12 protein-coding genes are annotated in these 11,500 nt (G+C 71.7%); 9 read left to right on the top strand and 3 right to left on the bottom strand.

What is annotated here, in order from left to right:
* Nucleotides 1-676: 676 nt before the first annotated feature.
* Nucleotides 677-1,096 (bottom strand): PLD nuclease N-terminal domain-containing protein, encoded by a 420-nt coding sequence (locus ACFC1R_RS01555; RefSeq protein WP_375930876.1) that lies wholly within the window; start codon nt 1,094-1,096, stop codon nt 677-679.
* Nucleotides 1,097-1,177: 81 nt separating this feature from the next.
* On the opposite strand from ACFC1R_RS01555, the gene ACFC1R_RS01550 reads away from it, so the two are divergent.
* From ACFC1R_RS01550 to ACFC1R_RS01540, 3 genes are all read left to right on the top strand, one after another.
* Nucleotides 1,178-2,635 (top strand): menaquinone biosynthesis decarboxylase, encoded by a 1,458-nt coding sequence (locus ACFC1R_RS01550; RefSeq protein WP_375930873.1) that lies wholly within the window; start codon nt 1,178-1,180, stop codon nt 2,633-2,635.
* Complete coding sequence (mqnP, locus tag ACFC1R_RS01545; protein WP_375930870.1) at nt 2,632-3,525, top strand: menaquinone biosynthesis prenyltransferase MqnP; 894 nt, start codon at nt 2,632-2,634, stop codon at nt 3,523-3,525. The genes ACFC1R_RS01550 and mqnP overlap by 4 nt, the downstream gene beginning before the upstream one ends.
* A 77-nt stretch (nt 3,526-3,602) precedes the next feature.
* A complete protein-coding gene (locus ACFC1R_RS01540; RefSeq protein ID WP_375930867.1) occupies nt 3,603-3,983 on the top strand; it encodes a VOC family protein in 381 nt (126 codons plus the stop codon).
* 56 nt (nt 3,984-4,039) lie between these two features.
* On the opposite strand, the gene ACFC1R_RS01535 is transcribed toward ACFC1R_RS01540, so the two are convergent.
* A complete protein-coding gene (locus ACFC1R_RS01535) occupies nt 4,040-4,750 on the bottom strand; it encodes an MOSC domain-containing protein (RefSeq protein ID WP_375930864.1) in 711 nt (236 codons plus the stop codon).
* Between the two features lie 56 nt (nt 4,751-4,806).
* A complete protein-coding gene (locus ACFC1R_RS01530) occupies nt 4,807-5,547 on the bottom strand; it encodes a cyclase family protein (RefSeq protein ID WP_375930861.1) in 741 nt (246 codons plus the stop codon).
* Between the two features lie 234 nt (nt 5,548-5,781).
* On the opposite strand from ACFC1R_RS01530, the gene ACFC1R_RS01525 reads away from it, so the two are divergent.
* The 6 genes from ACFC1R_RS01525 to ACFC1R_RS01500 all read left to right on the top strand — a co-directional run bounded on the left by ACFC1R_RS01525 (nt 5,782) and on the right by ACFC1R_RS01500 (nt 11,369).
* Complete coding sequence (locus ACFC1R_RS01525) at nt 5,782-6,423, top strand: UbiX family flavin prenyltransferase (protein WP_375930858.1); 642 nt, start codon at nt 5,782-5,784, stop codon at nt 6,421-6,423.
* Between the two features lie 136 nt (nt 6,424-6,559).
* A complete protein-coding gene (locus ACFC1R_RS01520; RefSeq protein WP_045305763.1) occupies nt 6,560-7,021 on the top strand; it encodes an Lrp/AsnC family transcriptional regulator in 462 nt (153 codons plus the stop codon).
* A gap of 17 nt (nt 7,022-7,038) precedes the next feature.
* Nucleotides 7,039-8,001, top strand: coding sequence for a threonine/serine dehydratase (locus ACFC1R_RS01515; protein ID WP_375930855.1), 963 nt, complete (start codon nt 7,039-7,041; stop codon nt 7,999-8,001).
* 61 nt (nt 8,002-8,062) lie between these two features.
* Nucleotides 8,063-9,226 (top strand): aminofutalosine synthase MqnE, encoded by a 1,164-nt coding sequence (gene mqnE, locus ACFC1R_RS01510; RefSeq protein ID WP_375930852.1) that lies wholly within the window; start codon nt 8,063-8,065, stop codon nt 9,224-9,226.
* Nucleotides 9,227-9,380: 154 nt separating this feature from the next.
* Complete coding sequence (locus ACFC1R_RS01505; protein WP_375930850.1) at nt 9,381-10,319, top strand: L,D-transpeptidase family protein; 939 nt, start codon at nt 9,381-9,383, stop codon at nt 10,317-10,319.
* 108 nt (nt 10,320-10,427) lie between these two features.
* Entirely contained in the window at nt 10,428-11,369 is a 942-nt protein-coding gene (locus ACFC1R_RS01500; protein ID WP_375930847.1) for a beta-ketoacyl-ACP synthase III, read from the top strand.
* The last annotated feature ends 131 nt before the right edge of the window (nt 11,370-11,500 follow it).

Here is an 11,500-nt window from a genome sequence, read left to right as displayed (position 1 = left end):
GCCGTCAGCTTCCCCTTGGCGTGCTGCGCCTCGGTCGCCTTCTCACTCGGGCCCCGGCGGACCTTCTCCCGCAGATCGTGCAGCTCGGCCACCCGCCCGCGCGCATCGGCCGGGATCTCGGGGATCTCGTCGCCGACCGGCGCCTCGTGCAGAACCGTCATCTCGAACCACTCCAAGTGTGAGGGAACTGTCCGACAGCCGGCCTGCGGTGGCGGCGGCTGCTGCTGCGAACACTTCTTCACCTACGACACTACGAGGGTTCGGGCCCGGGTTTCGGCGTCGATTCCGTACAAGGTCGGGCCCGAGAACATGTGAAAGCCGTACAGAAAGCATGAGGGGCGAGCCGGTCACCCGCAGCTCGGGGGCCGTCACCGGGGTGAACCCTGGATGAGCGGTACGTTGCGTCGATTGCGCAGGTCAGCGGGGATGCCGCGGTGTGCGGGGAGGGGCTGGAAGGCCGTCCGGCGGGCCTGTCGGGAAAGCGGAAGCAGAGCTTCCGGAGGGCCTGGCGGCTGCATCGGATGGTAGGGATGCGCCAAACCGGACAGGTGTGCGGGACTGCTCGGCGGAGGGCTCCGAACGGGTGGGCGCCCGGCCCGGTCCGGGCCTTCGAGCGCAGGCGCCGCGCGGCCGCCGCGGACCCTTCGGCGCACGAGATCGCCGGGTCGGGGGCCGGTCAGCGGTGAGGACCGTCCTCCGGTTCGTCCCTGCCCCGCAGCTCCTCCTCGCGGCGGCGCAGGTCCGCCTCCCACCGCTTGAGCATGTCCTCGTGGTGCCGGCCGTCTTTGTGGGGAGTCTCCTTGTCGAGGGAGTTGCCGAGGGAGTTGCCGAGGGAGGCCAGGAACTCCGGGTCGTCGTCCGGTGCCATCGGCCGCCCGCTCCGGGCGCCGTCCGGGCCGCCCGCCGTCCGGGCCCCGGCGCGCTGCCTGCCCGCCACCAGCCAGGCGATCGAGCCGACCAGCGGGAAGAGCAGCACGACGATCACCCAGGCCACCTTCGGCAGGTGGCGGACCTCCTCCTCGGGTGTGGTCAGGCAGTCGATGAACGCCCAGATCCACAGGGCGAGGGCGAGCAGTGGCGGCAGGATCCTCAGCACAGCGGCGATCTCCCCCCGGGTGACGATGAGGTGGGCCCCTCTTGGCGGGCCCAGGGTAGTCGGTGTCGGATACTGACACGTATGGCATACGACGATCTCCGCTCGTTTCTCCGGGCACTGGAACGTGAAGGCGACCTCAAGCGGATCAAGGCCGAGGTCGACCCCTATCTGGAGATCGGAGAGATCGTCGACCGCGTGCAGAAGGCGAAGGGCCCGGCGCTGCTCTTCGAGAACGTCAAGGGCGCCTCGATGCCGCTGGCGATGAACGTCTTCGGTACCGAGCGCCGGCTGGCCAAGGCGCTCGGCCTGAAGTCGCCGGACGACATCTCGGAGAAGATCGCCGGTCTGCTGAAGCCCGAGCTCCCGCAGGGCTTCACCGGTTTCCGGGACGCCTTCGGCAAGCTGGCGTCGATGGCGCACGTGCCGCCGAGGAACGTGAAGTCCGGCGACGCGCCCGTCCAGGAGACCGTGCTCACCGGGGACGACGTCGACCTGGACAAGCTGCCGGCGCTCTTCACCTGGCCACTGGACGGCGGCTCCTTCTTCAACCTCGGGCTGACCCACACCAAGGACCCGGACACCGGTATCCGCAACCTCGGCCTCTACCGCCTCCAGCGGCACGACAAGCGGACCATCGGCATGCACTGGCAGATCCACAAGGACAGCCGCAACCATGCCGCCGTCGCCGCCAGGCGCGGCGAGCGGCTCCCGGTCGCGATCGCCTTCGGCTGCCCGCCCGTCGTGACGTACGCGGCGACCGCGCCGCTGCCGGGCGACATCGACGAGTACCTGTTCGCGGGCTTCGTGGCCGGTGAGCGGGTGCGGATGGTGGACTGCAAGACCGTCCCGCTCCAGGTCCCGGCCGACGCCGAGGTGGTGCTGGAGGGCTGGCTGGAGCCTGACGAGCTGCTCCCCGAGGGGCCGTTCGGCGACCACACCGGCTTCTACACGCCGCAGGAGCCGTTCCCGGCGCTGAAGATCGACTGCGTCACGATGCGCCGTCGACCGCTGCTCCAGTCGATCGTGGTCGGCCGCCCGCCGACGGAGGACGGTCCGCTCGGCAAGTTCACCGAGCGCTTCTTCCTGCCGCTGCTGAAGATCATCATCCCGGACATCGTCGACTACGACCTGCCCGAGGCCGGCGGCTTCCACAACTGCGTGATCGTCTCGATCGACAAGAAGTACCCGAAGCACGCCCAGAAGGTGATGCACGCGATCTGGGGCGCCCACATGATGTCGCTCACCAAGCTGATCATCGTGGTGGACTCCGACTGCGACGTGCACGACTACCAGGAGGTCGCCTGGCGCGCCTTCGGCAACGTCGACTACAGCCGTGACCTGACCGTGGTCGAGGGCCCGGTCGACCACCTCGACCACGCCTCCTACCAGCAGTTCTGGGGCGGCAAGGCGGGCATCGACGCCACCCGCAAGCTCCCCGAGGAGGGCTACACCAGGGACGGCGGCTGGCCCGAGATGGTCAGCTCCGACCCGGCCACCGCGGCGCTGGTCTCCCGTCGCTGGAAGGAGTACGGGCTGTGAGCGTCGCTGCCGCCGCACCGGGCAGGACCCGGGCGTTCCTCCGGCTGGTGATGATCGAGCACTCGGTCTTCGCGCTGCCCTTCGCGTACATCGCCGCGCTCACCGCGATGTTCCTCGACAACGGCCGGATGCACTGGCGCGAGCTGCTCCTGGTCACCGTCTGCATGGTGGGCCTGCGCACCTTCGCGATGGCCGCGAACCGGATCATCGACCGCGAGATCGACTCCCGCAATCCCCGTACGGCGGGCCGCGAGCTGGTCACCGGCGCGGTCTCGATGCGCACCGCGTACACCGGTTCGGCGATCGCGCTGCTGGTCTTCCTCGGCTCGGCCGCCGCGCTCAACCCGCTCTGCCTGCTGCTCGCGCCGATCGCCGTCGTCCCGATGGTGGTCTACCCGTACGGCAAGCGGTTCACCGACTTCCCGCACGCCATCCTGGGCATCGCGCAGGCGATGGGCCCGATCGGCGCCTGGCTGGCGGTCACCGGCACCTGGTCCTGGGACGCGGTGGTGCTGGGCCTCGCCGTCGGCGTCTGGATCGGCGGGTTCGACCTGATCTTCGGCTGCCAGGACGTCGCGGCCGACCGCGCCGAGGGGGTCCGCTCGGTCCCGGCCCGCTTCGGCATCGCGGGCGCCCTCTACGGCGCGCGCGCCTGCCACGTCGTCACCACCGGGCTGCTGGCCTGGTACGCCGTCCTGACCGACGCGGGCCCGGCCTTCTGGGTCGGCCTGGCGGTGGTGGCCTGTGCCTTCGTCTACGAGCACAGCATCGTCAAGCCCGGCGACCTCTCCCGTCTCAACCGGGCCTTCTTCAGCACCAACGGGTTCGTCGGCATCTCGCTCTTCGCGTTCGCCCTCCTCGACCTGGTCATCCGGGGCCTGGGAGCGTGACACCTCCGGCCGCACCCGCCGCTGCCAGTGCCTATGCTGCCGAGCAGAGGGGCAGGTGCGGTCGGCGAGGAGGAACGATGATCGGCAAGCTGCAGTGCGTGGTGCTGGACTGCCACTACCCGGCCGGGCTGGCGCACTTCTACGCCGCCCTGTTCGGCGGCGAGATCGACCGGCCGGACCCGAGGTGGTCACTGGACGAGGAGTGGTCGACCGTCCACCTGCCCGACGGGATGGTGCTCGGCTTCCAGCGGGTCGAGGACTACCGGCCGCCGATGTGGCCCGACCCGGCGCACCCGCAGCAGCTGCACCTCGACATCGAGGTCGAGGACCTGGAGCAGGCCGAGGAGCGGGTCGTGGCGCTCGGCGCGGTCCGGATGGACGTCGAGACGGGCTGGCGGGTCTACCTGGACCCCGCGGGGCACCCGTTCTGCCTCCTGCCGCGCACGAACCCCTCCTGAGCGGCGCGGGGCCCTCGGCACCCGCCGCCGGAGGCCGGGCCGTCCGTCCTCCGGCGTCAGACCAGTGCGACGCCGTCGCCGACGCGGAGCCGTCCCGGGCGGCTGACCTCGGCGAGGGCGTCCAGCCGGGTGTCGTGCGCCTGGGCGACGGCCTTCAGGATCTCGGGAGCGTGCGGCAGGCCCGGCTGCGCCGTCCCGGTCATCGCGCAGCGCTCGCTGGAGCGGACGAAGGCCAGTTTGGCCCCGCCCGCCACCCGTCCCTCGCGCCCGAACCAGCCGTCCTCGACGAACGGCGGGGTGCCCGGCGGCGTCCGCAGCAGGACGTTGGGGCGGAAGCGGCGCTCGTCCACGACCGCGGACGGCACGGCCCGGCGGACCCAGTCCAGGGTGGCGGTGCTGAGCACGCTGACCGGCAGCTGGTCGAAGTGGGAGATCGCGTCCTCGCGGGCCAGCTCGACGTCCGTGCGTTGGAGGTAGGCGCGCAGGAAGGCGTTCGGGTCGGTGACGGGGGTGCCCAGCGGGTCGAGCAGTTCGGGTGCGTCGAGCCGGCTGCCCAGCCTGGAGGAGAGCCGCAGCAGGCCGTCCATCCGGCGGAAGCGGCGGGTGTTCTTGCCCGAGCCGAACTTTCCGTCCCCGTCCCGGACCGCGTACAGCCGGTCCCCGGCCAGCCCGCGTCCGTCCACCTCGACGGCGTCCAGCTGCTCGCCCCCGGTGGACTTGACCGGGTAGCGCCAGAGGGCCTCGACCACGCCGATGATCTCTGCCATGGGGGGAGCCTAGCGGCGCGTTCCAGGGATGGTCTAGACCAAGGCGGGCGCCCCGGTCAGCCCAGGCGGGCGACCGCACGGATCGGGGCACCGTCGGCCGCGACCAGCCGGAGCGGGAACAGCGAGAGCTCGATCGGACGGCCCGCCGCCTGGGCGTCCAGCAGCGGGACCAGGTCGGTGAGGTTCTCGGCGATCACCGCACCGCCCGGTGAGCCGAGCAGGATCCGGTGCGCGGCCAGCGCGTCGTCCTCGGCGGCGGGGTCGTGATCGTCCGAGAGGCCGGCGAGCAGCGCGGCCACGGCCGGATCGGCCGGTCCCGGGTCGGGGGTCGGGTCGATGCTGAGGGCGTCCACGCCGACCGTACGGACGCCGGCGGCGACGATCGCCGCCGCTGCCCCGGGGGTGAGCCACGGGTGGGCGAGGTACCGGTCGGTGCCCCAGTACCGGGGCCAGCCGGTGGCGAGCAGCAGGATCGTGCCGGGGGCGGCCGACTCCAGCGCGGGCGCGAGCAGTGACTCCGTCACACCGGTGCGGGGGTCGAGTCCGCGCAGGTCGGCGACCACGGCCGGGCCGGTGAACAGCCCCAGCGGCAGTCCGTCCAGGGTGGGCCAGGTGACGTCCACGTGGTACGGCGCGTCCACGTGGGTGCCCGACTGCGAACCCAGGTGCAGGCCGAGCACGTTGACCCCGGCGGTGGCGGTGGTGAGCGCGGGCCGCAGCTCGACCTCCGGGTCTCCGGGATAGACGGGCATGCCCGTGGTGACCGGGTGCGTGAGGTCGATCAGCGTCGGCGCCATACCCGCCATCCTCCCGCACGGGCCGAACCGGCACCCAGGGGCGCGGGCGGACCCCGGGGACGCGGGGAACTGCGCGGGGCGGGAGGCGTCCACCTCCGGCCGGGCCCGGCGGACCAGTTGCGGTCTGCTCCCCGGATGCCCGTGCCGGATGCCCGTGCCGGACGCCCGCGCCCCTGGACCGCCCGTCTCCGCCCCCTGACGGGTTTCCACCGTGGCCCGGCTATCGTGCGAGGCATGGAGCAGCAGAGGGTGCGTCAGCCGTGGGTGGTCGGAGTCTCGGGTGCGTCGGGGACGCCGTACGCCGCCTCCGTCGTCCGGGCGTTGCTGGCGGCGGGCGAGGCGGTCGACCTGGTGGTGAGCCGGGCGGCAAGGCTGACCATCCTGGACGAGACCGGGGTGTCGTTCCGCGACGCGCACTGGCAGGAGGACCTGACGGCCTGGACGGGCGTCGAGGACCTGGGCGACGTCCGCTACTGGTCGGCGGGCGACTTCGCGGCCGGCCCGTCCAGCGGCTCGTACCCGGCGAAGGGGATGCTGGTGGTGCCGGCGACCACCGGTGCGGTGGCCGGGATCGCGCTGGGCCTGAGCAAGGACCTGCTGCAGCGTGCGGCCGCCGTGACCCTGAAGGAGCGTCGCCCGCTGGTGGTCTGTGTGCGCGAGACGCCGCTCGATGGGGTGACGCTGAAGCACCTGGTGGAGCTGGACGCCCAGGGAGCCGTGGTGCTCCCCGCCTCGCCGGGCTTCTACGCGGGGGGTTCGACCGCCCGTGAGCTGGTGGACTTCGTGGCGGGCCGGGTGCTGGACGCCGTGGGGGTGCCGCACGGGCTGTACCGGCGCTGGGAGGGCGAGCTCGGATCCGGGGGCAAGACCGCGTAACGGCATGGGCGCGTAAAGCCGCGCGGTGCGGGAGAGTATGTTCTTTGCGATATCCGGGTTGATCCGCGCACAGCGCCTTTGATTCCGGATAATGATCTGTGGGTCTGTAGCGGTTCGGAAGGACGCGGGCGGATATATGGACACGGTTGACAGACAGCTCATCCAGGCGCTGAGGGAGAACGGCCGCGCCTCGTACGCCGAGCTGGGTCGCCTGGTGGGCCTGTCGGGCCCGAGCGTGACGGATCGCATCAACCGGCTGGAGCAGGCCGGTGTGATCACCGGCTACCGCGCGACGGTCAACCCGGCCTCGCTGGGGTTCGGCGTCACCGCGCTGATCGGTCTTCAGCTCACCGACGCGGCCGACCACGAGGACGTCGCGCACCGGCTGAAGGACCTCGCCGAGGTCGAGGACTGCTGGTTCATCGCCGGTGACGACTCGTACATGCTCAAGGTCAGGGTGCCGGACGTGGAGGGCCTGGAGTCGGTGGTCAAGCGGCTCTCGGGCACCAAAGGCGTAGCCCGGACCAGGACCACGGTTGTACTCTCCACCAAGTGGGAGAACAGGGTGAGCGAACTGCCCCTGGACGCCCTGGAGTAGCGGACGGGGAGGGGCCCATGAGTCTGGTCGGCCTGGAGGAACTGCGCGCCGCGCAGCAGCGGATCGCCGGTGTCGCGGTGCGGACGCCTCTGCTGCCCTGTCCATGGGCCTCCGACGGTGCGCGCAGGCTCTGGCTGAAGCCGGAGAACCTGCAGCCGACCGGGGCGTTCAAGACCCGTGGCGCGTACAACCGGCTGGCCGCGCTGAGCGAGGCCGAGCGGGCCCGCGGCGTGGTCGCCCAGTCGAGTGGAAACCACGCCCAGGCGGTGGCGTACGCGGCGGGGCTGCTCGGCATCAAGGCCGTCGTCGTGATGCCGGACACCTCGCCCGCGGTCAAGGTGGAGAACACCCGCTCCTTCGGGGCCGAGGTGATCCTGGTCGCCCCCGACGAGCGGGACACCCTGCCTGCCCGGCTGGCGGCCGAGCACGGCTACGTCTGGGTGCCGCCGTACGACGACCCCTACATCGTGGCCGGTCAGGGCACGGTCGGTCTGGAGATCGGCGAGGACGCCCCGGACGAGCTGGACACCGTGCTGGTCCCGGTCAGCGGCGGTGGCCTGATCTCGGGCGTGGCGGCCGCGCTCAAGCTGACCTGCCCGGGCGTGCGGGTGATCGGGGTCGAGCCGGAGCTGGCGGCGGACGCTCAGGAGAGCCTGCGCCGTGGGCAGCTGACGGTCTGGCCGACGGCCGACACCTACCGGACGATCGCGGACGGGCTGCGCACCCCGTCCGTCGGCGAGCTGCCGTTCGAGCACCTCCAGGCGTACGTGGACGACATCGTGACGGTCTCCGAGCAGGAGATCCGCGACACGGTGGCGCTGTTGGCCCGCCGGGGCCGGCTGGTCGCCGAGCCCTCCGGCGCGGTGGCTCCGGCCGCCTACTTCCACCGGGCCGGGGAGCTGGACGGCCGGGTCTTCGCGGCGGTGGTGAGCGGCGGCAACGTCGAACCCAAGCTCCTTGCCGACCTCCTCCAGGCGTAGGCTCGGTCCGGCACCCAGACCGCGCGTGGCGGTCGGCAGGATCGAGGAGGCGGGGCACCGCATGGACGCAGGGCTCAAGCGCGAGCTGGAGGCGAAGGTCTACGCGGGTGAGCGGCTGACCCGTGAGGACGGCATCGCACTCTACGAGAGCGACGACCTGGCCTGGCTCGGCGGACTCGCCCACCACGTGCGGACGCGGAAGAACGGCGACGTCGTCCACTTCAACGTCAACCGCCACCTCAACATGACCAACGTCTGCTCCGCCTCCTGCGCGTACTGCTCGTTCCAGCGCAAGCCGGGCGAGAAGGACGCGTACACCATGCGGATCGAGGAGGCCGTCCGTCTCGCCAAGGCGATGGAGGTGGACTCCCTCACCGAGCTGCACATCGTCAACGGTCTGCACCCGACGCTGCCGTGGCGGTACTACCCGCGCAGCCTGCGCGAGCTGAAGGCGGCGCTGCCGAACGTCTCGCTGAAGGCGTTCACCGCCACCGAGATCCACTGGTTCGAGAAGATCAGCGGTCTGTCGGCATCCGAGATCCTGGACGAGCTGATCGACGCCGGCCTGGAGTCGCTGACCGGCGGTGGCGCGGAGATCTTCGACTGGGAGGTCCGCCAGCACATCGTCGACCACGACACCCACTGGGAGGACTGGTCGCGGATCCACCGCCTGGCGCACGAGAAGGGCCTGAAGACCCCGTGCACCATGCTGTACGGGCACATCGAGGAGCCCAGGCACCGGGTCGACCACGTGCTGCGGCTGCGTGAGCTGCAGGACGAGACCGGTGGTTTCCAGGTCTTCATCCCGCTGCGCTACCAGCACGACTTCCACGACTCCAAGGACGGCGTGGTCCGCAACCGGCTGATGGACCGCACCGAGATGGCCACCGGTGCCGAGGCGCTGAAGACCTTCGCGGTCTCCCGGCTGCTGTTCGACAACGTCCCGCACGTCAAGGTCTTCTGGGTGATGCACGGTGTCACCACCGCCCAGCTGGCGCTCAGCCACGGCGCGGACGACATGGACGGCTCGGTGGTCGAGTACAAGATCACTCATGACGCGGACAACTTCGGCACCCCGAACAAGCTCGGCCGCGACGACCTGCTCGACCTCATCCGGGACGCGGGCTTCCGCCCGGTCGAGCGCAACACCCGCTACGAGGTCATCCGCGAGTACGACGGCCCCGACCTGGGGCGTCGCGAGACCCCGCAGGCGATGCGGCTCTGATCACCGCCGCCTCGGACCCTCCGGGCTCAACCGCCCGGAGGGTCCGAGGCGTCTGAGGGCGGGGCAGTCGGTGCACCACGGTGTGCTGATGCTCACAGGCTCACCACACGCCACGGGTACCGATCACCCCGCGGGTTTTGGAAGGATCGTCAGCATGTCCGGTTCCCATCGTGTCATCGTCCAGCCCTACGCCGAGGCCGCGCCCGAGGCGGTACGCGGCGGCGGGGGTGAGGCCGGCCGTCCGCGCGGACACCGGCGCAAGCCGCGCAAGCGCCGGGGCAAGGCGCTGATGGGCGGTACGGCGATGCTGCTGGCGGCCACCGCGGGTTGGTTCACGGTGGGTCCGGGCGGCGGCGGTTCCCCGCACCCGACCGCGGCGGGCGCCCCCGACAAGCCGGAGACTGATTCCCCGTCGGCCGGCACCGACAGCGGTGTGACCCAGGCGGGGGCCCTCCGGAACGACCCGGCCGCCGCCAACCGCTCGGACCGCTCCGACGGCACCTACGCCGCGATCCCCGGTCTGGGCCCGACCTTCACCGCCAAGGTGCCGGCGCAGACCAACCAGCTGGTGGTGGCCTCCGGCAAGGACCGGAACTCCTCCGAGACCACGGTCACCCTGTGGACCCGGACGCCCGACAACCGCTGGCGGCCCGGTACCGCCTGGCAGGGCCACAACGCCTACAAGGGCTGGACCACCGACAAGCACGCGGACGACCTGCACAGCCCGATCGGGGTCTTCTCGCTGACCGACGCGGGCGGCCGCAAGGCGGACCCGGGCAGCAAGCTCCCGTACGACCAGGACTCCCACTTCGTGGTGGGCGGCACCGGGTTCGAGGGCGAGCAGCTGGCCGGGTCCTTCGACTACGTGGTGGCGATCAACTACAACCGGGTGCAGGGCGTCTCGCCGCTGGACGGCCGCTTCCCCGACGGCAAGTCCAAGGGCGGCGGCATCTGGCTGCACGTGGACCACGGCGGGCCGACCCACGGCTGCGTCTCGCTGCCCGAGGACAAGATGATCGAGTTGCTCAAGACCCTGGATCCGGCAGCTCATCCGATGATCGCGATGGCGGATTCCGCGACCCTGGCGACCTGACCGCCCTTTCGCCGCAAGGGGCGTTGTCCGTCCCCTACAGGTTCCGGCCTGCGACGTTGTACCGGGACGTGAGGGGCGGACCGGCCGGTAACCGGGTTGAGTGGCACCATGACCGCCTCCAGAATCGTGTCGCTCGGCCACTACCAGCCGCCCAAGGTCCTCACCAACGACGACCTGGCGAAGCTGGTCGACACCGACGACGAGTGGATCCGCAGCCGGGTCGGAATCCGCACCCGGCACATCGCGGTCGAGGAGACGCTGGTCGACCTCGCCACCGAGGCGGCCCAGAAGGCGCTGGCCAACGGCGGCCGGTCGGCCGACGGGATCGACCTGGTGGTTGTGGCCACCTGCACCGCCGTCGAGCGCAGCCCGTACACGGCCGCCTCGGTCGCCGCCCGCCTCGGGGTGCCCGCGCCGGCCGCGTACGACATCAACACGGTCTGCTCGGGCTTCTCGTACGCGCTGGCGACCGCCGACCACGCGATCCGGGCCGGGGCGGCGACCCGGGCGCTGGTGATCGGCGCCGAGCGGATGTCCGACACCATCGACTGGACCGACCGCAGCACCTGCGTGATCTTCGGCGACGGAGCGGGCGCGGCCGTGCTGGAGGCGGTCCCGGACGAGCGGGCCGGGATCGGCCCGGTGGTCTGGGGCACCGAACCGGAGAAGACCGACGCCGTGGTGATCACCGGTTGGGACCCCACCATCAGCCAGCAGGGCCAGGCGGTCTTCCGCTGGGCCACCACCAAGATCGCGCCGCTGGCCAGGGAGACCTGCCTGAAGGCCGGTCTGGACCCCTCCGAGCTCAAGGGCTTCGTCGCGCACCAGGCCAACCTGCGGATCATCGATGCCATCGCCAAGAAGCTGGGCGCGCCGGACGCGGTGGTGGCCCGCGACGTGGTGGACTCCGGCAACACCTCGGCGGCCTCCATCCCGCTGGCGTTGAGCAAGCTGGTGGAGCGCGGCGAGCTGCGCTCCGGCGATCCGGTGCTGCTCTTCGGTTTCGGCGGCGGGCTGGCCTACGCAGGACAGGTCGTACGCTGCCCGTGACCCGGTCACGGCAGAGCCGTGGGGGGGGGGGGGGGGGGGGGGTACTGCACCCCCCCCCCCGCGCGCACAAGGCGGCCCGCCCCGCCGCCCCCCCCCCCCCCCCGCCAAAACCCCCCCCCCCGCCCCCCCCC

The organism is Kitasatospora sp. NPDC056138, from assembly GCF_042264695.1.
In the GTDB taxonomy this organism is placed as follows: Bacteria; Actinomycetota; Actinomycetes; order Streptomycetales; family Streptomycetaceae; genus Kitasatospora.
The sequence above is the reverse complement of the archived record's forward strand: the minus strand, read 5'-3'. Positions and strand labels throughout refer to the sequence as shown.

Excerpts from the sequence above, each read along its gene's own strand:
- ACFC1R_RS01550 (WP_375930873.1), top strand. The coding sequence starts at position 1,178 with ATGGCATACGACGATCTCCGCTCGTTTCTCCGGGCACTGGAACGTGAA.
- ACFC1R_RS01540 (WP_375930867.1), top strand. The coding sequence starts at position 3,603 with ATGATCGGCAAGCTGCAGTGCGTGGTGCTGGACTGCCACTACCCGGCC.
- ACFC1R_RS01535 (WP_375930864.1), bottom strand. The coding sequence starts at position 4,750 with ATGGCAGAGATCATCGGCGTGGTCGAGGCCCTCTGGCGCTACCCGGTC.
- ACFC1R_RS01530 (WP_375930861.1), bottom strand. The coding sequence starts at position 5,547 with ATGGCGCCGACGCTGATCGACCTCACGCACCCGGTCACCACGGGCATG.
- ACFC1R_RS01525 (WP_375930858.1), top strand. The coding sequence starts at position 5,782 with ATGGAGCAGCAGAGGGTGCGTCAGCCGTGGGTGGTCGGAGTCTCGGGT.
- ACFC1R_RS01520 (WP_045305763.1), top strand. The coding sequence starts at position 6,560 with ATGGACACGGTTGACAGACAGCTCATCCAGGCGCTGAGGGAGAACGGC.
- ACFC1R_RS01515 (WP_375930855.1), top strand. The coding sequence starts at position 7,039 with ATGAGTCTGGTCGGCCTGGAGGAACTGCGCGCCGCGCAGCAGCGGATC.
- mqnE (WP_375930852.1), top strand. The coding sequence starts at position 8,063 with ATGGACGCAGGGCTCAAGCGCGAGCTGGAGGCGAAGGTCTACGCGGGT.
- ACFC1R_RS01505 (WP_375930850.1), top strand. The coding sequence starts at position 9,381 with ATGTCCGGTTCCCATCGTGTCATCGTCCAGCCCTACGCCGAGGCCGCG.
- ACFC1R_RS01500 (WP_375930847.1), top strand. The coding sequence starts at position 10,428 with ATGACCGCCTCCAGAATCGTGTCGCTCGGCCACTACCAGCCGCCCAAG.